Here is an 18,095-nt window from a genome sequence, read left to right on the forward strand (position 1 = left end):
GGAGCGGGCTGGGAGTTTCCGCTCAGCCCGCGTCTCGGACGACGGCGAGGTTCCGTTCCGCGGTGCGGACGATCTCCGCGACCGTGCGATCCTCCGGCCGTCGCGCGACCTTGAGGCCGAGCCAGGGCACCGCGCCTGCGGCGCGGAGCCCCGAGCGGACGTGCGCCGCGTCGAGCAGCGACGCGGACGCGGGATGGGTCTCCGCGATGGGCAGATGCGCGTCCACCCAGGCGGGGCCGTACGGACTCTCCACCGGCGCGGCGCCGGAGAACGCGAGCCCGGTCAGCAGCCCCGAAGCCGCTGCGTCGGCGATCTGCGCGGTCACCGCATCCGCGTCCCGCAGCTCGATCGCCGACCGCCCCCAGTTGAGCCAGAGGCCGAACGGGGCGTCGGCGGAGCGGATGGCCGCGATCTCGGCAGCGAGCGGGAGGAACCCCTTCTCCGGCGTCTGACCGGGAACGGCCGCGTCGCAGTGCTCGATGACGAGCCGGGCTCCGCTCCAGTCGAACGCCGCGACCTCCTCCAGCGACCGGGCGAGCGCGTCCCCGTCTCCGCTCCCGCGGGGCGCGGTGTGCAGCATCACCACCGCGACCGATGCGGCGCTCTCGGCGGTGAGCCGCGCGACATCGTCCGCCACGCGCCGCAGATCCGCCACCGCCGCGGCCCTCCCCTCCTCCTGCGGCGAGGCGAGTCCGTACGACGAATCCTCCCCGAGCCGCCGCATCACGAACGGCACCGCGGTGACCGCAAGGGGCACCGCCGACACGTGGCCCAGGAGCCAGGACGGGTCGTGCGGATGCACCGCCCCCATCCACGGCACCTCGAGCCCGGCCACCCCGGGGAGCGCGCAGAGATCCGGCAGCAGCGCGGCCTCCAGCGCCGGATCCCAGTGGGCGTGCGCAGGGGACAGCGGATAGGCGCTGAGGAGCACGGGGGTCACGGACGGGCCTCGGCAAGACTCCGCGCGAACCAGGACGTGATGGTGGCCGGATGGGTGATGGCCGTGCCGACGCAGACCGCGTAGGCTCCCGCGGCGATCGCGGCGGCGGCGTGCGCCGGGGTGTGGATGCGCCCCTCTGCGACGATCGGGCGGGTGCAGCGTGCCGCGATGAGGCCGATGAGCTCGAGGTCGGGGCCGTCGCCCTTCGGACGCTCCCCGGTATAGCCGGACAGGGTCGTGCCGATGATGTCCGCGCCCGCGGCCTCGGCGGCGATCGCATCGTCGAGCGACCCGCAGTCGGCCATGATGAGCGTGTCGGAGTGCGCGCGCAGCCCGACGATGGTCTCCGCGAGTGTACGGCCGTCGGGCCGGGGGCGTCGGGTGCCGTCGATCGCCACGATGTCGGCGCCCGCGTCGGCGACGGCCACGGCATGTTCCAGTGTCGGCGTGATGAAGACGTCGGCATCGCCGTCCTTCCACAGCCCGATGATCGGCACCGGAAGCTCGGCGACCGCGCGGATGTCGTCGATCCCCTGCACGCGGATCCCGGCGGCGCCGCCGACGAGGGCGGCGTCGGCGACCTGCGCCATGGTGCGCGGGTCGCGCATCGCCTCCCCGGGGTACGCCTGACAGGAGACGATCAGGCCGCCGCGCAGGCGTTCGAGGATGGGCGTCGGTGTCATGGTCGCCTCCAGGCGGATGCCGCGGCTCCTCGCAGCGGCGCGTCGTCGCCGAGGGTTCCCGGCAGGATGGGGGTGTCGTGCAGGGCGTCGATGGCGTCCGCGTGGAAGGCCGCACGCAGGGCGTCCCACCACAGCTCGCCGATGCGCGGCACACCGCCGGTGACGACGATCCGCTCCGGGTCGAGGAGGGTCGCGGCTCCCGCGAGGGCGCGGCCGACGGCGGCGGCGGAGTCCTGGATGGCGCGGGCGGCGAGCGGGTCCCCCGCGCCGGCCGCGACGGCGACCCCGCGCGCATCGCGCAGCGCCGCATCGCCGCCGAGCGAGAGGTAGTGCCGGTGCAGGCCGATGCCGGAGCCGAGGGCCTCGAGGTGTCCGCTGCGGCCACAGGGGCAGCGGAGGTGCGCGGCACCCGGGATCGGGAGATGCGCGAGCTCGCCGGCGACGTGATGGGCGCCGCGCACCGGACGGCCGTCGAGGATGATCCCTGCGCCGACCCCGGTGCCGACGGCGACGACGAGGGCGCTCGAGGCTCCGGCGGCGGCTCCGTGCCGGTGCTCCCCCGCGGCGTGCGCGTCGACGTCGTTCTGCACGGCGACCGGCGCATCGGCGGGGAGGCGGTCCCCGAGGGCTCCCCGGATCAGGGCGGCCAGCGGGGTGCCCGGCCAGTCGGCGAAGGTGTCGGTGGCCGACACGATCGTTCCCGTCCTCGCGTCGACCACGCCCGCGGTGCCGATGCCGGCGCCGACGAGCGCGGACTCCTCGTCGAGCAGTTCCTGCGCGAGCGCGGCGACGGTCGCCACGACGGCGGCGGGTCCCGCGCTCGCGGGGGTCGGCGCCGCGGCGGTGCGCAGCAGCGCGTCCGCCCGATCGGCGAGCGCCGCGGCCGTCTTGGTGCCGCCGATGTCGACGGCGAGGACGACCTCGCGCATCAGACGGCGACCGGAAGCAGACCGAGCTCGTCGAGGATCGTGCGGATGCCGGCGACGGCCTCCGGCGTGAGCGGCTCCACCGTGTCGGCCATCGCCGCGTGGTCGATGATGCCGCGCGCGTGCATCGCCGCCTTGAACGCCCCGACGCCGGTCGCGTCGCCGGACAGCCCCTGCGGCTGGAACACGATGTCGAAGAGCCGGTTGATGCGCTCCTGCTCGGCCCGGGCGGTCGTCCAGTCACCGCGCTGCGCGGCCTCCCAGAGGCGCACGTAGCCGGCGGCCTCGACGTTCGCGAGGCCCGGGACGACACCGGCGGCACCGACGAGGGCCATCGCGTCGACCACGACCTCGTGCCCGGTGAGCAGCTGCAGCGGGCGACCGGCGGCCTCGTTCGCCGCGATCAGTCGGCGGAACCCGACGTCGTCGCCGGACGAGTCCTTCACCCCCTGCACCACGCCCTCCCGGCCGAGCTGCACGAGCAGGTCGAGGCCGAGCTTGGAGTGCACGCGCACCGGCACGTCGTAGGCCCAGAGCGGCACGTCGATCGCAGCGGCGATCGTGCGGAAGTGCGCGGCGATCTCGGCCGGCGAGTTCAACGTGTACAGCGGCGCGGTGGTCACGATCGCCTGCGCGCCCGCGGCCGCGAGCCGACGGGCCGTCTCGATGATGCGCGGGGCCGTGAGCTCGATGGCGCCGGCGATGACGGGCACGCGTCCCGCGTTCGCGGCGACGATCGTCTGCAGCAGCTCGACGCGCTGGTCGTCGGTGAAGTAGGCGGTCTCGCCGGTGGAGCCGAGCGCGAACAGTCCGGAGACGCCCTCCCCGATCAGGCGCTCGACGAGGCGGGTGAGCGACGCGTGGTCGATCGTCCCGTCGGGGAGCAGCGGGGTGGCGACCGGCGGGACGACGCCGGAGAACGACAGGGCGGGAGCGGGGGAAGGCATAGGGGTTCCGTCTTTTCAGTGGTGGGGTTCGAGCAGCGAGGGCGCGGCGCCCAGCAGCGTGCGGGTGTAGGGGTCGGCGGGGTCGTCGAAGACCCGGGCGGCGTCGCCGTGCTCGACGACGCGGCCCTTGTTCATCACGGCGATCTCGTCGGAGAGGTAGCGGACGGTCTGGATGTCGTGGGAGATGAAGACCATGCCCAGCCCGAGCTGCTGCTTCAGGTCGGTCAGCAGGTTCAGGATCTGCGCGCGCACCGAGACGTCGAGGGCCGAGGTCGGCTCATCGGCGACGATGACCTGCGGGTCGAGGACGAGGGCCCTGGCGATCGCGACGCGCTGCCGCTGGCCGCCGGAGAGCTGACTGGGCAGCGCCTCCAGCGCCGACGACGGCAGCCCCACGAGCCCGACGAGGTCGCGCACCTTGCGCTCCCGGCTCACCGGGGAGCCGAGGCGATGCACCTGCAGCGGATCCAGGAGCGCGTCCCGCACGGTCATGCGGGCGTTCAGCGCCGTCGCCGGGTCCTGGAAGACCACGGAGAGGATGCGTCCCAGGCGCTTGCGCACCGCGGGGGTGAAGGAGCGCACGGTCTCCCCGTCGAAGACGACCTGACCGCTCGTGGGCTTCTCGAGGCCGATCAGCACCTTCGCGGAGGTGGACTTGCCCGAGCCGGACTCACCCACGATGCCCAGCGTCTGTCCGCGGCGGACCGTGAGCGAGACCCCGGCGAGGGCGTCGACGTAGTGCGGGCGGAACAACGAGGAGCTGCGGGCCCGGTAGCGGACGTGCACGTCCTGCAGCTGGATGACGGGTTCGCTCATCGCCCTGCTCCGATCGGCTCGACGGGCGCATCGGCAGGATGCGCGGAGTAGTAGTGCTCGGTGCCGTCGATGTGCCGCCGCACGGGTTCCACCCCGGCGTACCGGGCGGGGTCCGTCGAGCGCGGCGCGAAGCGGTCGCCCTGCGGGAAGTCCCGCGGGGAGGGGACGACACCGGACACCTGGTGCAGGCGGTCGGAACCGGCCTCGATCGAGAGCACCGCCCCGAGCAGGCCCTGGGTGTACTCGTGGACGGGCTGCGTGAGCACCTCGCGTGTGGTGCCCTGCTCCACGACCTGGCCCGCGTACATCACCGTGATCCGGTGCGAGAGCTCGGCGACGAGGGCGAGGTCGTGCGAGACGAACACCAGTGCGAACCCGAGCTCCCGCTGCAGACGCATCAGCAGCTCCACGACCTGCGCCTGCACCGTCACGTCGAGGGCCGTGGTGGGCTCGTCGGCGATCACCAGCCGCGGGTCGCGGGTCAGGGCCATCGCGATGAGCACGCGCTGCCGCTGGCCGCCCGAGAGCTCGTGCGGGTACGAGGCGAGCGTGCGCTTCGGATCGAGACCGACGAGCTCCAGCAGCTCCTCGGCCGTGCGGGTGCCGCCGCGGGAGGTGAGCTGCTTCATCTGCGCGCGGATCAGCATCGCGGGGTTCAGCGAGCTCAGGGCGTCCTGGTAGATCATCGCGATGTCGTGGCCGCGCAGCGCGTTGCGCTCCTTCGGCGTCATCCGCAGCAGATCCTTCCCGTCGAACAGGATGCGCCCGCGGACGTCGGCCTTCGGATCGAGCAGCCCCATGATCGCCAGCGAGGTGATGGACTTGCCGCACCCCGACTCCCCCACGAGCGACATGGTCTCGCCGGGGCGCACGGTGAAGCTGACGTGGTCGACCACGTCGACGTCGCCGTGGCGCGGGAAGGAGATGCAGAGATCCTGCACCTCGAGCAGCGGCGCGGCGTCTCCCGTGTAGACCAGGCGGTCAGTGCGGGAGAGTTCGCGGACACGCAGCTCGGCGAGGCGCTCCGCCAGCGGCACCGTCTCCGCGGTGGGCACGAGCACGTCGGGCACGCCGCTGGGCACCGAGAGGTTGACCGCGGTGTCGACCGTCGGGATGACGTGGGTGTCGTCCGGGGCGGCGGCCTCCTCCAGGTCGTGCGTCGACTCCTCCGTGTTCGCGGCGTCGGCGGTGATCTTCCTGGCGCGCGGCGAGACCATGGCGTCGGTCATCCCCTCGGACAGGATGTTGAGGCACAGCACGGTGATCATGATGAGGATGCCGGGGAAGAACGTCGCCCACCACGCCCCGCTCATGAGCAGGTTCCGGCCCGCGGCGATCACGTTGCCCCAGGACGGCTCGGGATCGGGCACACCGGCCTGAAGGAACGACAGCGAGGCCTCGAACACGATCGCGTCGGCGACGAGCACCGTGGCGAAGACGAGCACGGGTGCCATGGCGTTGCGGGCGACGTGCCGCACGATGATCCGCGGCGTCCCCGCGCCCATCACGCGGACGGCCGAGACGTAGTCCTCGCCGTACTGGTCGAGGATGTTCGCCCGGACGATGCGGGTCAGCTGCGGCACGTAGAGGAATGCGATCGTGAGCACGAGCACCGGCAGCGACTTGCCGAACACCGCCACGAACACCGCGGCGAGCGCGATGCCGGGGAACGACATGATCACGTCCATGACCCGCATGAGGGTCTCGGAGATCCACTTCGGCGCGGTCGCGGCGATCGTGCCCAGCACGCAGGCGACGGCGAGGGCGACGAGGGTGGCCCCGAGCCCGATCACGAGGGAGTAGCGGGCCCCGTAGACCAGTCGGGAGAAGATGTCGCGACCCTGCCGGTCGGTGCCGAACCAATGCTCCGCACTCGGCGGCTGCACCGGGGAGCCGGAGGCGAGCGGGTCGTACGGCGAGATCAGCGGAGCGAGGATCGCGGCGAGCGCGATGATCGCGAGCACGGCGAGGCAGATGATCGAGCCGAGGGAGAGACGGCCCCAGCGGAGGCCGGGGACGGAGAGCCGTTCCGTGAGTCTGCGTCGCATGTCACACCGCCCGGATTCGAGGGTTGATGAGCACGTACAGGAGGTCGACGATGATGTTGATCACGACGAACGCGAGCGCGACCGCGAGCGTCACGCCCTGCACGAGGTTGGGTTCGTTGTTGGTGACCCCGTTGAGGATGAGGGTGCCCATCCCCGGGATCGCGAAGATGATCTCGATCACCACGGCGCCGCCGAGCAGGTACCCGATGCGGAGACCGAGCACCGTCACGGGGGTGATGAGCGCGTTGCGCAGCACGTTGCGGCCGACGACGATCACCCGCGGGATTCCGGCGCCGAGGGCGGTGCGCACGTAGTCGCGATCGAGCTCCTCGACCATCGAGGTGCGCACGACCCGGGAGAGCTGCCCGATCACGGGCACGGCGAGTGCGACCGCGGGAAGGGTCATCCGGGCGAGCCACCCGGACGGGTCGTCGGCGAAGGCCGGCAGCGGGCCCGAGGCCGGTAGCACCCCGAGCGCCAGGGTGAACACCTGGATGAGCAGGATCGCGAGCCAGAAGGAGGGCGTGGACAACGCGGCGACGCCGAAGACGCGGATGACCTGGTCGGGCCAGCGGTCGCGGTAGACGGCGGCGAGGACGCCGATCACGAACGCGACGAGGACCGCGATCACCAGACCCAGGAAGGTCAGGGCCAGCGTCACCGGGAAGGCCCTGGCGACCTCGTCGACCACCGGCAGGCTGCGGGCGGAGTACGTGCCCAGGTCGCCCTGGACGAGGCCGATCAGGAAGTTCACGTAGCGGACGAACAGCGGGAGGTTCAGCCCGTGGTCTTCGCGGTACGCCTCCAGCGCTTCGGGGGAGGCGGTCTCGCCGAGCGCGGTGCGTGCCGGGTCGACGGGCGAGAAGGACATCACGAAGAAGACCAGGAACGTGATGCCGAGGATCATCAGCGGCAACTGCAGCAGTCGCCGGCCGACGAGGCGGAGCGTGTGGGACACGTGCCGCTCCTTCCGGGGGTGGGGTGGCGGGGGCGCGCTCTTCGGGCGAGCGCGCCCCCGCCCTGTCGGGCAGGTGCTACTTCGCGGCCACGCCGACGTCGAGGAACGACAGTCCGGTCGTGGGGACCGGCTGGAAGCCGACCAGCTCCTGCGAGCTCCAGGCGGTGGGCAGCTTGCGGTGGAACAGCGGGTACAGCACGGCCTGGTCGGAGATCAGGTCGTACGCCTGGTTCCAGGACTCCTGCTGCTCCTCGCCCTCCTGGGTGACGGCGGTGTCGAGCAGCGTGCGCAGCTCGGCGTACTCCGGGGAGTCGGCCCAGGCGGTGCGCGTCTGGGTCCAGACGTTCTCGCCGTACCACCAGTTCATGAGCAGGTCGGGGTCCACGCCGAACACCGACGGGTCTCCGGGGGCGATGGCGACGGTGTAGTCGCCGGAGTCGACCTTCTCGTACATCGACGCCGACTGGCTGATGTCGAGGGTGGTGTCGATGCCGATCGCGTCGAGGGACTCCTTGATGAGCGGGGCCACCTCCTTCACCCATCCGGTGTCGGTCATGCGCAACGTGATCGCGAGGTCGGAGACCCCGGCCTCCGCCAGCAACTCCTCCGCCTTCTCCGGGTCGTACGAGTAGACCGTGGAGGCCTCGTGGTAGTTCGGGTAGTCCTCGGGCAGGAACGACGTGGCCGGGGTGGCGTTGCCGAGCATGCCGGTCTCGATGATCTTGTCCATGTCGAGCGCGTAGTGCAGCGCCTGGCGGACGCGGACGTCGTCGAACGGCTCGGCCTTCGTGTTGAACATCATGAAGAGGAGGCCGAACGACTGCACGCTCTCGACCTCGGACGAGGCGGCCAGTCCGTCGGCGTCGATGTACGGCACGTCCTCGATCGCCTGCACCGTGCCGGTCGACATCGCGGTGACGCGGGCCGAGGCGTCGGCGAGGAGGTTCCAGTTCATGCCTGCGGCGAGCGCGGGACGCGGGCCGTTGTAGTCGTCGTACCGCTCGAAGACGATCTTGTCCTCGGGCACGGCGGAGACGAGGGCGTAGGGACCGGAGCCGACCGGGTTCGCGCCGAACTCCTCGGGATCGGCCTCGACCACGGCCTTCGGCACGATCTTGACGACGCCGAGTCGATCGTCGATGAGGGAGAACGGGTAATCGGTGGTGATCCGGACGGTGTCCTCGTCGACGGCGGTGACCGTGTCGATGAAGTCGACGAACGAGCGGAACAGGGAGTTGTTCGCCGGGTCGAGGACGCGCTCGTAGCTGAAGACCACGTCGTCGGCGGTGACCGGGTCTCCGTTCTGGAACGTCGCGCCTTCGCGGAGGTCGATGTCGTAGGTCGTCTCGTCGACCTGCGTCGGGAAGTCGGCGGCGAGAGAGGGGGCGGGCTCCTGCGTGACGGGGTCGAGGTCGATGAGTCCCTCGAAGATGTGCCAGTTCGCCGAGACCGTCACGGCGCCTGAGGCGACCATCGGGTCGAAGCTGCCGTTCAGGGTGTACGAGATCCCGGCTTCGATGATGCCGTCCGGGTCGATGTCGCTCGCGGCGGGGCTCTCGGCGGTGCCGGCGGCGCCGCCGCAGCCGGCGAGGGCGAGGGACGCGGCGACCGTGCCGGCGACCGCCATCGCGAGACGACCCGCGCGGCGGCGGGTGCTGTGTCGGTTCATGTGTGCTCCAGGTGGTGGGGGGCGACGCCTTGAGGACATCAGACGTCTGATGTACTCTAAACACACGTTCGACCGGATCACAAGAGTGAGAGGATCGGAGCGTTTCCGGCAGGCAGGAGAGGGACCCTATGAAGTCCACCACGGGGAGGGCGTCGCGGATGCGGCGAGCCACGACGGCGGATCAGATCAAGCAGCTCATCCTCACGCGCGGACTCACTCCCGGCGATCCCCTGCCGACCGAGGCCGAGCTCTGCGAGGAGCTCGACGTGTCGCGCTCCTCGGTCCGCGAGGCGATCCGTACGCTCTCCACCCTCGACATCGTCGACGTCCGGCACGGACACGGCACCTACGTGGGCCCGATGTCGCTGGACCCGATGGTCGAGGCGCTCGTCTTCCGGGGTGTGCTGTCCCCCGAGGGGTCGCTGCAGGCCCTACGCGAGGTCGTCGAGGTGCGCCTCGCGCTCGACCTCTCCATGGCCGAGCGCGTGGTCGAGGCCGCTCAGGCGCAGGCGGACCCGGAGCTCGACGAGCTCGTCGCCGAGATGGTCGACAAGGCCGGCCGCGGCGAGTACTTCCTCGACGAGGACAGGGCGTTCCACACCCGCCTCTTCGGCGCCATCGACAACCGTCTCGTCGGCCAGCTCGTCGGAGCCTTCTGGGACGTGCACACCGCCGTGCTCCCGCAGCTCGGCATCGCGCAGCCCGACGACATCCACAAGACCGCCAAGGCGCACGGCGACATGCTGGACGCCGCGCGCTCCGGCGACGTCGAGCGCTACCGCCAGGCCGTCATCGAGCACTACCAGCCGCTGCAGCGGGTGCTGGCGACCGCGGAGGACGTGCGGGCCTGAGCCGAGGAGTCGGTAGTCTGACTTTCCCACCACGGAAAGAGGACCCGCATGTCCGTTGGACTGCTCGCCGTCGTCGACGACATCCTGAGCGCCGCGATGAAGGCGTCGGCGAAGGCCGCCGGAGTCGTCATCGACGACGCCGCCGTGACCCCGCAGTACGTGCAGGGCCTCACCCCGGCCCGCGAGCTCCCCGTGGTCGGCAAGATCGCCCTCGGGTCGCTGGTGAACAAGTTCGTCATCATCATCCCGATCGCGCTGCTGCTCACGGCCTTCGCGCCGTGGGTGCTGCCCTACCTGCTCATCCTCGGCGGCTCGTACCTGTGCTTCGAGGGCGCGGAGAAGGTGCTCGAGTGGTTCGGCGTGCAGCACGGCCACGCCGACGAAGGCGCCCGCGACGAGAGGAAGCTCGTGCTCGGCGCCGTCCGCACCGACCTCATCCTCTCGACGGAGATCATGCTCATCTCCCTCGCCAGCCTCGACAAGGGACTCGGCATCTGGTCCACCCTCGCGATCCTCGCGGTGATCGCGCTGGTCATGACCGTCGCGGTGTACGGGGCCGTGGCGCTCCTGGTGAAGATCGACGACATCGGCCTGAAGATGGCGAAGAACCCGGCGCAGCGCGTCCGGCACACCGGCACCCGCATCGTCCGGTCCATGCCCGCGGTCTTCCGCTTCATCAGCGTGCTCGGCACCGTCGCCATGCTGTGGGTCGGCGGGCACCTCGTGCTCATCAACCTCGGCGAGGTCGGGCTGCACGCCCCGGCCGACGTTCTCCATGCGGTCGAGCACGCGCTGGAGCCCCTCGGCGGCTTCGTGGTGTGGGTGGTCGACACGATCATCTCCGCGATCGCCGGTCTCGCCTGGGGCCTCGTGATCGTCGGGGTCGTCCTGGGCGTCGCGAAGCTCTTCGGCAGGAAGCCGAGCTTCCACGAGGGCGAGGCCTCTCCCGCCGACATCCACGTCTGAGTCCGTCGCGGCGGGGGTGACGTAGTCTCGACGCCATGCCTGCGAGTCGCACCCTGCACCGTTCGACGCGTGACGCGGATCGATGGTTCCGCGAGCAGGGCCTTCCCACCTTCGTGCCGCTGCGCCGGTGGTTCACCGATCTGCCGCGCCGCGTGGCCCCGCTCATCGCCTGGGTCGCCGTCGCCGCCTACCTCTTCCAGGACGGCATCGAGGCGGTGTACGAGGTCGCGCTCGACGATGCGGCCGAGGACGCCGCCTTCGTGGCCGTCTTCGCCTTCGTCATCTTCGTGATCGCGGTGAGCCTGGCGTGGGGGGCGTACTACCTCGTGCGCACGGTGCTGCGCCGGCTGCGTCCGCCGGCCGGCACGACGCTCGCGATTCTCGTCATCGCGGGGGCACTCGCCTTCCTGGTGGCCTCCGGGTACGTCGATCACCCGGGCGCCACCGTGGGGCCCGTCCTCCGCGCGCTCCTCGTGCTCGCCGTCTGCGTGCTCGTCACCGGCATGGGCGGCGGCGCCCTGCTCGGGTGGGCCTCCCGACTCGCGGTGCGCAACGCCTCCGCGATCGGACACATGGCCTCCATCGCTCTGCCGGTGATCCTGATGCTCGTCGTCTTCGCGTTCTTCTCGGCGGAGGTGTGGCAGATGGCGTCCGCCCTCTCCTGGGGTCGATCGCACAGGTCGGGCTCGTCGTCGCCGTCCTCGCCGGCATCGTCGTGCTGCGGGTGAGTGCTTCGGAGATCGACGACGGATCCCCACCCCCGACCGCGGAGCAGCGCACCGCACTCCTCGTCGGCACGCCGGCGGAGGGCGCAACGGCAGCCGACGGCGGCCGCCTCCCGCTCCGCGCACCCCAGCGCATCAACATCCTGCTCGCCATGACCGTCGCCCAGCTCGTGCAGGCACTCTTCTTCACCGGCCTCATCGCGGCCCTGCTCATCGTGATCGGCGGGATCGCCGTGCCGTCGGGCATCATCGGGATCTGGCTCGGTTCCGGCAGCGCCGCGCAACCGCTCGCCGTGCAGCCGCTGGAGTTCTTCGGGCAGAAGCTCCCGCTCACAGTGAACCTCCTCAAGGCGGCCACGCTGCTGGCGGTGATCGCGGCGCTGCCCTTCGTCTTCTCGGCCGTGAGCGAGGCGCGGTACCGCGAGCGCTTCTTCGACCCGATCATGGCCGACATGCATCGCGCCATCCTCGTGCGCGAGGAGCTCGGACGCCGCGGCGCACGCTGACGTCAGGTGCCGCCCCCGTCGATCCTGCTAACGTCGGCGTGCGCACCCGAAGCGCGAAGAAGGAAGAACCTGCGATGACCGCCGTGCACCTCAGGCCCGCCGAGAGCGCCGACCTCGACACGATCACCGAGATCCACAACCACGCCGTCCTGCACACGACCGCGATCTGGAACGAGGAGGCGGTGGATCGCGCCGACCGGGAAGCGTGGCTCGCCGACCGGACCGCGCGCGGCTGTCCCGTCATCGTCGCCGCTGACGAGAGCGGCGTCGTGGGCTATGCGTCCTATGCCCAGTGGCGCCCGCACAGCGGTTACCGCCTCACCGTGGAGCATTCCGTCTACGTGCGCGGCGATCAGCGCGGACGCGGCATCGGCACGCTCCTCATGACGGAGCTCATCGCCCGGGCCCGGGCAGCCGGGATGCACGTGATGATCGGCGGTGTGGAGAGCGGCAACACCGCCTCCCTCACCCTCCACGAGCGCCTCGGGTTTCGGGAGGTGGGCCGCATGCCCCAGGTCGGCGCGAAGTTCGGCCGGTGGCTCGACCTCAGCATGCTGCAGCTCGTGCTCGACGAGCGCCCCACCCCCGACGCGGCGCTCTAGCGATGGACTTCCTGCAGTGGCTCGTCGACGCCTTCTCCTCGTCCTGGGTGCTTCCCGGTGGGCAGACCCTCCTGGTGCGTGAGGTCGTCGGGAACGCGTTCGGACTCGCGAGCGCCCTCGGGGGCATGCGGCGCAAGGTCTGGGCGTGGCCGGTCGGCATCGTCGGCAACGTCCTGCTGCTCACGGTGTTCCTCGGATCCGCCCTGAGCCCCGACCCGTCGCTGCCGCATCTCCTCGGTCAGGCCGGGCGGCAGATCATGTTCATCGCCGTCGCGATCTACGGGTGGATCCGCTGGCGGAATGCCGACGGCGGTCGCATCGTGCCGCGGTGGGCGCCGACCGGGGCCCGCATCGGTCTGGTCGTGGTCCTCGTCGTCGGAACCGTGGCGCTCACCCCCCTGTTCCGCGCCCTGGGTTCGTGGGAGCCGGTCTGGGCCGACGCCTGGACCTTCGTCGGGTCACTGCTCGCGACCTACGGCATGGCCAAGGGCTGGACCGAGTTCTGGCTCATCTGGATCGCCGTGGACGTGGTGGGGGTGCCGCTGCTGTTCAGCTCCGGCTACTACGCGACCGGCCTCATGTACGTGTTCTACGGCGTCTTCACGGCGGTCGGGTTCGTGATCTGGTGGCGAGCGCAGCGACAGGCCGCGCGCCCGATCGAGATCCTCCCTCCCGACCCGAGCCCCCGCCGTCCGGACGAGGAGGCCTGAGCCGCACCGCGGATTGTTTCCGTGCGTGTCGCCGTCGCTCGCCCCGGCCCCGTCCGGTCCCGTTTCATGGGGGCATGACCCGGCAGATCCGCTTCAACGCCTTCGACATGAACTGCGTCGCCCACCAGTCGTCCGGCCTGTGGCGGCACCCCGACGACCGGTCGCGGCAGTACAACACCATCTCGTACTGGACCGACCTGGCGAAGCTGCTGGAGAGCGCGACCTTCGACGGGATCTTCATCGCCGATGTCCTGGGCACCTACGACGTCTACGGCGGTACGAACGAGGCCGCCATCCGCAACGGCGCCCAGGTACCGGTGAACGACCCGATCCTCCTGGTCAGCGCGATGGCCGCGGTGACCGAGCATCTGGGGTTCGGCGTCACGGCCGGCACCGCGTTCGAGCACCCCTACCCGTTCGCTCGGCGACTCAGCACGCTCGACCACCTCACGCAGGGCCGCGTCGGCTGGAACGTCGTGACCGGGTATCTGCCCAGCGCCGCGCGGAACATGGGCCAGGAGGACCAGCTCGCCCACGACGACCGCTACGACCACGCAGACGAGTACGTCGAGGTGCTCTACAAGCTCTGGGAGGGGTCGTGGGAGGACGACGCGGTGGTGGAGGACCGCGAGCGCGGGATCTTCACCGACCCGTCGAAGGTGCATCCGATCCGGCACGAGGGGAAGCACTTCTCCGTGCCCGGCATCCACATCTCGGAGCCCTCGCCGCAGCGGACTCCCGTGATCTACCAGGCCGGCGCCAGCCCGCGCGGGGTGCGGTTCGCGGCGGAGAACGCCGAGGCCATCTTCGTCGCCGCGCCGTCGAAGGAGGTGCTCGCCGGGACCGTGAAGCGCATCCGCGACGCCCTCGAGGCGGCGGGGCGCGACCGTCATGACGCCCGCATCTACACGCTGCTGACGGTGATCACCGCGGCGACGAGCGAGGAGGCGGCCGCGAAGCATGCCGAGTACCTCTCCTACGCGAGTCCGGAGGGCGCACTCACCTTCATGTCGGGGTGGATGGGCGTCGATCTCTCGCAGTACGCCGAGGACGAGCCGGTCGGGAACGTCGAGTCGAACGCGATCCAGTCCGTGCTGCAGCACCTCAAGGAGGAGGCCGACCTCGGGCGCGAGTGGACCGTGGGCGACTTCGGCCGCCATAACGCGATCGGCGGGCTCGGCCCCACGATCGTCGGCTCCGGGGTCGAGATCGCCGACGAGCTGCAGTCCTGGGTCGAGGAGACCGACATCGACGGCTTCAACCTCGCGTATGCGGTCACCCCCGGCACGTGGCAGGACGTCATCGAGCACGTCATCCCGGTGCTGCGAGAGCGCGGCGCCTACCCCGAGGAGTACGTGCCCGGCACGCTCCGCCACAAGCTGCACGGCCGCGGCGACCGGGTCCAGCCCACGCACCGCGCCGCCCAGTACCGCCTCTGACCCCGTTCGAGTCGCCCACTTTGCTGCAAAACGGCCGGTTTTGCCGCAAAGTGAGCGATTCGAAGGCAGGTCAGTCGGCGTCGCGGGTGAAGAGACTCCGCAGCACGAGGAAGACCACCACGGCGACGACCGCGACGATGGCGAGCTTCGCGATGAACCAGAGCACCGAGAACAGCGCGCTGACGATCCACCACGCGATCACGACGGCGAGGATGACGCCGAGGACGGTCCAGATGTTCTTGGTCATGCCTCCAGCCTACGGAGTCACGACGGCCGGGATCTCCTCCACCGACCGGTAGACGGGCAGCCCGAGCTCCTGGGCGATCTCGACGTCCTTGTCCGCGCCCGAAGATTCTCCCGGCAGCCGCAGCACCGCGTCGCAGTGCAGGAGAAGTCGCCGGGCGGTCTCGTACATGACGTCGCCCTCGCCGGAGTCGGCCGGTTCGAGAGTGCGCAGGACCGGCAATGCGACCCACTCCCCGATCATCGGCACGTGACCGAGCCGGAAGATCGGACCGGACGCCTCCTCCAGGCGCGCGAGATTGCGAGCGATCAGGGCGGGGTCGCCGTTGGTGCCGGAACGGTAGGGGCCGGCGATCAGGATCAGGAGTGGCTTCATCATGAAGATGACTGTAGTCTGAATCATGCATAAACCTTCAACTTCGTGAGGAAATGTATGCTCGCTGCTCAGCGCAAAGACCACCTGCTCGCCCTCCTCGACCGCGAGGGGCGCGTCGTGGCGAAGGACGTCGCCGCAGATCTCGGAGTCTCGGAAGACGCCATCCGCCGCGACCTCCGCGAGCTCGCCGAGGAGGGCAGGCTCCAGCGCGTGTACGGCGGCGCGCTGCCCATCGCCGCGGCCGATCGCCCGGTGCGGGAGCGCCACGATCTGGCGACCGAGAGCAAGGAGCGGGTCGCCCGCCAGGCGGTCACGACCATCCTCCCCGGATCGACGATCGTGCTGGATGCCGGAACCACCACGCTCGCGATGGCGCGGCTGCTGCCCTCCGGCACCGACATCACGGTCATCACCCCGAGCCCCGCCGTCGCCCTCTCCGTCGCCGAGCACTCGGATGCGCGCGTGATCATGATCGGCGGCGAGCTGGCCCGGCACTCCCTCGTCGCCGGTGGAGGACTCGCGATGGAGGCGATCCAGCACCTCGCTGCCGACGTGTTCTTCGTCGGCGTCACGGGCGTCGACCCGGGCTACGGCCTCACGACGGGCGAGCTCGACGATGCCGTCACCAAGCGAGCGATCGCCTCCCGATGTGCCGCGACGATCGTGCTCGCGAGCGACGAGAAGATCGGCGCCGCCTCGCGCTACCCGGTACTGCCGTTCGAGGCGATCGCCGCGGTCATCACCGACCCGCTCGACGAGAATCCGCTGATCCCGGAGGTGCTGGCGCAGATCCCGGGACGGGCGTGAGCGACGATCCGTCTTCTCCCGCGAGGCGTTCCGCGAGCAGGGCGTGCAGGTGACCTGCCGCCGCGAGAAGCGCGACGCTGCGGCGCGTGAGGTCGGCCAGCCGCTCCGCGAGCATGCGCTGCACCTGCTCGGTGTCACCGTGCGCGCGCACCTCGTCGATGATCCGCGAAACGGTGGGGATGCCGTAGCCGCCCGAGCGCAGGGCGGCGGCGATCCGCGCCTCGGTGATCGCGAGGGAGTCATAGGAGCGGACCGATCCCGCACGACGAAGGGGGCGCACCAACCCTTCTCGCTCCCAGTGCCGCAGTGCGGAGGAACGGACGCCGAGCGCCTGGGCGAGTTCGCCGATGGCCATCGCATCGTCCTCGACGAACGGATCGTCGGCCTCCGCCACCGCATCCTCGAGTCCGCGCAGGGCCGCGCGCACCCGTGAGCGTTCGAGGGCGAGATCCGCGTGCAGGTCATCGATCCGCTCCGCCGCATGCTCGACCGATCCGCCGATGAGAGCGGGCATCAGTCGACGCGCGGGCACCGGACCGAGCGCCGTCGCCAACGCGCGATAGGCGCGCAGCGCCAGGGCATGCGACGTCCGATACCGCCGGTACCCGTTTGCACCGCGCTCGGCGGCGGGGAGGACACCGAGGCGCTCGAGGTCGCGCACCTGCTGCGTCGAGTAGTCGACCAGCCGTCCGAGCGCCGCCGTCGTCATCACCTGCTCTTGAGGGTTGTGCACGTGCTTCCTCGTCTTTCCGGTCCTTGAGTCCACATAAGCACGTCAGCCTCAGCATTGAAGGATGGAGATGCAGGAGATCATCGCAGAGGTCCGCTCGTTCGACGGCGCGCTCGTCGTCGCCCCGGAGGCGGGCAGCGACTTCCCCGAAGTGTCATGGGGAGACGCGTACTTCTACCACGCGCCCGACGGCCGGATGCCGGAGCGCACGCAGCCGTACGGGACGATCATCACCAAGGACTATCCCGACGACACGTCCTCCGCGCTGGAGGCTCCAGGGCGCTTCCGGGTGAACATCCACGTCGGACGCGAGCGCGCGGAGTCGATCATCGCGGCGGGGTCGCGCGCAGGCGACGACACCGACCCGACGGCGGTCGACGTCTTCCGACCTCACCCCCTGTACGGCGCCGCCGGCTGGGTGTGCGTGATCGACCCCGCGGAGGCGACGTCGGGTACGGTCCTCGCCCTTCTCCGCGAGGCGCACGAGGCGGCACGTGCGCGCAGCGGACGACGGGCGAGATGAGTCCCGTGTCGACTCCTCAGGGCATGACCGAGTCCGACCGTCGGATCGTCGCGGTATGGGCGGCCGACTGCGCCGAGCGCGTCCTGCCGCTGTTCGAGAGCGAGGCCCCGGACGACGACCGCGCGCGTGATGCCATCGCCAGGACGCGCGCCTTCGCGCGGGGCGAGCTCACGGCTGCGGGCGAGATCCGTCGTCGTTTCGTGGCCGGCAGGGCCGCCCGCAGCGCCGTGACCCCTGCCGGCACCGCGGCCTCTCGCTCCGCGGCACAGGCCGCCGGGGTCGCGCACATGGGAGCGCATGCTCTCGGGGCAGCCGCCTACGCCGCGCGAGCCATCGAGCTGGCACACCCGGACGCTCCCGACGCCCGCGCCGCCGAAGTGCGCTGGCAACTCGCGCAGCTCTCGCCCGAGGCCGCTGCAGCCCTGCGCACCCTCCCACTCCTCGGCACCGACCCCGCCGGCCCCCTCGGCCCCGGGCTTCTCTCCTCCGGCCCCCTCGGCGAGGTGATCCACGAGATCCAGGCACACCTCTCGTCCGCCGTCGGCTAGGACCCTCCTTCGAATCGCGCAACTGGCTGTATCTGAGCCCGGAATGGAACCAGGTGCGCGATTCGAATGCGGCCCGACCGCT

The 18,095-nt window shown here is 70.9% G+C and carries 21 protein-coding genes; 10 read left to right on the forward strand and 11 right to left on the reverse strand.

The window, feature by feature from the left end; genetic code table 11:
* Window positions 1-22: 22 nt before the first annotated feature.
* The 8 genes from KZC57_RS09500 to KZC57_RS09535 all read right to left on the reverse strand — a co-directional run bounded on the left by KZC57_RS09500 (window position 23) and on the right by KZC57_RS09535 (window position 8,987).
* Complete coding sequence (locus KZC57_RS09500; protein WP_247641582.1) at window positions 23-940, reverse strand: DUF4862 family protein; 918 nt, start codon at window positions 938-940, stop codon at window positions 23-25.
* On the reverse strand, window positions 937-1,623 hold the full coding sequence (locus KZC57_RS09505; RefSeq protein ID WP_144881689.1) for an N-acetylmannosamine-6-phosphate 2-epimerase: 687 nt from the start codon (window positions 1,621-1,623) through the stop codon (window positions 937-939). Before KZC57_RS09505 ends, KZC57_RS09500 begins: the two co-directional genes overlap by 4 nt.
* Complete coding sequence (locus tag KZC57_RS09510; RefSeq protein ID WP_247641583.1) at window positions 1,620-2,552, reverse strand: ROK family protein; 933 nt, start codon at window positions 2,550-2,552, stop codon at window positions 1,620-1,622. The genes KZC57_RS09505 and KZC57_RS09510 overlap by 4 nt, the downstream gene beginning before the upstream one ends.
* Window positions 2,552-3,496: a dihydrodipicolinate synthase family protein gene (locus KZC57_RS09515; RefSeq protein ID WP_247641584.1), complete on the reverse strand. Its 945-nt coding sequence runs from the start codon at window positions 3,494-3,496 to the stop codon at window positions 2,552-2,554. Before KZC57_RS09515 ends, KZC57_RS09510 begins: the two co-directional genes overlap by 1 nt.
* A 15-nt stretch (window positions 3,497-3,511) precedes the next feature.
* Window positions 3,512-4,312, reverse strand: coding sequence for an ABC transporter ATP-binding protein (locus KZC57_RS09520; protein ID WP_247641585.1), 801 nt, complete (start codon window positions 4,310-4,312; stop codon window positions 3,512-3,514).
* On the reverse strand, window positions 4,309-6,360 hold the full coding sequence (locus KZC57_RS09525) for a dipeptide/oligopeptide/nickel ABC transporter permease/ATP-binding protein (protein WP_060923410.1): 2,052 nt from the start codon (window positions 6,358-6,360) through the stop codon (window positions 4,309-4,311). The genes KZC57_RS09520 and KZC57_RS09525 overlap by 4 nt, the downstream gene beginning before the upstream one ends.
* A gap of 1 nt (window position 6,361) precedes the next feature.
* Complete coding sequence (locus tag KZC57_RS09530) at window positions 6,362-7,318, reverse strand: ABC transporter permease (protein WP_060923409.1); 957 nt, start codon at window positions 7,316-7,318, stop codon at window positions 6,362-6,364.
* A 76-nt stretch (window positions 7,319-7,394) separates the two neighbouring features.
* Window positions 7,395-8,987 carry an ABC transporter substrate-binding protein gene (locus tag KZC57_RS09535; protein WP_247641586.1) on the reverse strand — a complete coding sequence of 531 codons (1,593 nt, stop codon included), beginning with the start codon at window positions 8,985-8,987 and terminating at the stop codon, window positions 7,395-7,397.
* Between the two features lie 128 nt (window positions 8,988-9,115).
* On the opposite strand from KZC57_RS09535, the gene KZC57_RS09540 reads away from it, so the two are divergent.
* The 7 genes from KZC57_RS09540 (at window position 9,116) to KZC57_RS09570 (ending at window position 14,786) form a co-directional block, all read left to right on the forward strand.
* Entirely contained in the window at window positions 9,116-9,838 is a 723-nt protein-coding gene (locus KZC57_RS09540; protein ID WP_060923475.1) for a FadR/GntR family transcriptional regulator, read from the forward strand.
* Window positions 9,839-9,886: 48 nt separating this feature from the next.
* Window positions 9,887-10,804 carry a DUF808 domain-containing protein gene (locus KZC57_RS09545; protein ID WP_105950661.1) on the forward strand — a complete coding sequence of 306 codons (918 nt, stop codon included), beginning with the start codon at window positions 9,887-9,889 and terminating at the stop codon, window positions 10,802-10,804.
* A gap of 35 nt (window positions 10,805-10,839) precedes the next feature.
* Entirely contained in the window at window positions 10,840-11,532 is a 693-nt protein-coding gene (locus KZC57_RS09550; protein ID WP_247641587.1) for a hypothetical protein, read from the forward strand.
* Window positions 11,529-12,035: a hypothetical protein gene (locus KZC57_RS09555; protein ID WP_247641588.1), complete on the forward strand. Its 507-nt coding sequence runs from the start codon at window positions 11,529-11,531 to the stop codon at window positions 12,033-12,035. Before KZC57_RS09550 ends, KZC57_RS09555 begins: the two co-directional genes overlap by 4 nt.
* Before the next feature lie 74 nt (window positions 12,036-12,109).
* Window positions 12,110-12,637 carry a GNAT family N-acetyltransferase gene (locus tag KZC57_RS09560; protein WP_144881682.1) on the forward strand — a complete coding sequence of 176 codons (528 nt, stop codon included), beginning with the start codon at window positions 12,110-12,112 and terminating at the stop codon, window positions 12,635-12,637.
* A gap of 2 nt (window positions 12,638-12,639) precedes the next feature.
* Complete coding sequence (gene pnuC, locus KZC57_RS09565; protein ID WP_060923478.1) at window positions 12,640-13,347, forward strand: nicotinamide riboside transporter PnuC; 708 nt, start codon at window positions 12,640-12,642, stop codon at window positions 13,345-13,347.
* Between the two features lie 74 nt (window positions 13,348-13,421).
* Entirely contained in the window at window positions 13,422-14,786 is a 1,365-nt protein-coding gene (locus KZC57_RS09570; protein ID WP_083370955.1) for an LLM class flavin-dependent oxidoreductase, read from the forward strand.
* 70 nt (window positions 14,787-14,856) lie between these two features.
* Here the strand turns inward: KZC57_RS09570 and KZC57_RS09575 are convergent, their stop codons facing one another.
* Both KZC57_RS09575 and KZC57_RS09580 read right to left on the reverse strand, forming a co-directional pair.
* A complete protein-coding gene (locus KZC57_RS09575; RefSeq protein ID WP_025102796.1) occupies window positions 14,857-15,033 on the reverse strand; it encodes a hypothetical protein in 177 nt (58 codons plus the stop codon).
* Between the two features lie 9 nt (window positions 15,034-15,042).
* Window positions 15,043-15,408 carry a DUF4406 domain-containing protein gene (locus tag KZC57_RS09580; protein ID WP_186326359.1) on the reverse strand — a complete coding sequence of 122 codons (366 nt, stop codon included), beginning with the start codon at window positions 15,406-15,408 and terminating at the stop codon, window positions 15,043-15,045.
* Between the two features lie 54 nt (window positions 15,409-15,462).
* Here KZC57_RS09580 and KZC57_RS09585 point away from each other — a divergent pair, with 54 nt between their 5' ends.
* Entirely contained in the window at window positions 15,463-16,212 is a 750-nt protein-coding gene (locus KZC57_RS09585) for a DeoR/GlpR family DNA-binding transcription regulator (RefSeq protein ID WP_144881681.1), read from the forward strand.
* On the opposite strand, the gene KZC57_RS09590 is transcribed toward KZC57_RS09585, so the two are convergent.
* Window positions 16,145-16,945 carry a MerR family transcriptional regulator gene (locus KZC57_RS09590; protein ID WP_231919537.1) on the reverse strand — a complete coding sequence of 267 codons (801 nt, stop codon included), beginning with the start codon at window positions 16,943-16,945 and terminating at the stop codon, window positions 16,145-16,147. The two genes, KZC57_RS09585 and KZC57_RS09590, sit on opposite strands and share 68 nt — an antisense overlap.
* A gap of 61 nt (window positions 16,946-17,006) precedes the next feature.
* Here KZC57_RS09590 and KZC57_RS09595 point away from each other — a divergent pair, with 61 nt between their 5' ends.
* Window positions 17,007-17,465 carry a DUF6194 family protein gene (locus KZC57_RS09595; RefSeq protein WP_144881680.1) on the forward strand — a complete coding sequence of 153 codons (459 nt, stop codon included), beginning with the start codon at window positions 17,007-17,009 and terminating at the stop codon, window positions 17,463-17,465.
* A gap of 23 nt (window positions 17,466-17,488) precedes the next feature.
* Entirely contained in the window at window positions 17,489-18,013 is a 525-nt protein-coding gene (locus KZC57_RS09600) for a putative immunity protein (protein WP_247641589.1), read from the forward strand.
* Window positions 18,014-18,095 lie beyond the last annotated feature (82 nt).

This window comes from Microbacterium sp. KSW4-4 (assembly GCF_023091185.1).
Lineage (GTDB): Bacteria > Actinomycetota > Actinomycetes > Actinomycetales > Microbacteriaceae > Microbacterium > Microbacterium paraoxydans.

Bases quoted from the DNA above. Each gene is read 5' to 3' on its own strand.
- KZC57_RS09560 (WP_144881682.1), top strand. From the start codon at position 12,110: ATGACCGCCGTGCACCTCAGGCCCGCCGAGAGCGCCGACCTCGACACG.
- KZC57_RS09535 (WP_247641586.1), bottom strand. From the start codon at position 8,987: ATGAACCGACACAGCACCCGCCGCCGCGCGGGTCGTCTCGCGATGGCG.
- KZC57_RS09580 (WP_186326359.1), bottom strand. From the start codon at position 15,408: ATGATGAAGCCACTCCTGATCCTGATCGCCGGCCCCTACCGTTCCGGC.
- KZC57_RS09540 (WP_060923475.1), top strand. From the start codon at position 9,116: ATGAAGTCCACCACGGGGAGGGCGTCGCGGATGCGGCGAGCCACGACG.
- KZC57_RS09525 (WP_060923410.1), bottom strand. From the start codon at position 6,360: ATGCGACGCAGACTCACGGAACGGCTCTCCGTCCCCGGCCTCCGCTGG.
- KZC57_RS09510 (WP_247641583.1), bottom strand. From the start codon at position 2,552: ATGCGCGAGGTCGTCCTCGCCGTCGACATCGGCGGCACCAAGACGGCC.
- KZC57_RS09550 (WP_247641587.1), top strand. From the start codon at position 10,840: ATGCCTGCGAGTCGCACCCTGCACCGTTCGACGCGTGACGCGGATCGA.
- KZC57_RS09595 (WP_144881680.1), top strand. From the start codon at position 17,007: ATGGAGATGCAGGAGATCATCGCAGAGGTCCGCTCGTTCGACGGCGCG.
- KZC57_RS09515 (WP_247641584.1), bottom strand. From the start codon at position 3,496: ATGCCTTCCCCCGCTCCCGCCCTGTCGTTCTCCGGCGTCGTCCCGCCG.
- KZC57_RS09520 (WP_247641585.1), bottom strand. From the start codon at position 4,312: ATGAGCGAACCCGTCATCCAGCTGCAGGACGTGCACGTCCGCTACCGG.
- KZC57_RS09570 (WP_083370955.1), top strand. From the start codon at position 13,422: ATGACCCGGCAGATCCGCTTCAACGCCTTCGACATGAACTGCGTCGCC.
- KZC57_RS09600 (WP_247641589.1), top strand. From the start codon at position 17,489: ATGACCGAGTCCGACCGTCGGATCGTCGCGGTATGGGCGGCCGACTGC.
- pnuC (WP_060923478.1), top strand. From the start codon at position 12,640: ATGGACTTCCTGCAGTGGCTCGTCGACGCCTTCTCCTCGTCCTGGGTG.
- KZC57_RS09575 (WP_025102796.1), bottom strand. From the start codon at position 15,033: ATGACCAAGAACATCTGGACCGTCCTCGGCGTCATCCTCGCCGTCGTG.
- KZC57_RS09545 (WP_105950661.1), top strand. From the start codon at position 9,887: ATGTCCGTTGGACTGCTCGCCGTCGTCGACGACATCCTGAGCGCCGCG.
- KZC57_RS09505 (WP_144881689.1), bottom strand. From the start codon at position 1,623: ATGACACCGACGCCCATCCTCGAACGCCTGCGCGGCGGCCTGATCGTC.
- KZC57_RS09585 (WP_144881681.1), top strand. From the start codon at position 15,463: ATGCTCGCTGCTCAGCGCAAAGACCACCTGCTCGCCCTCCTCGACCGC.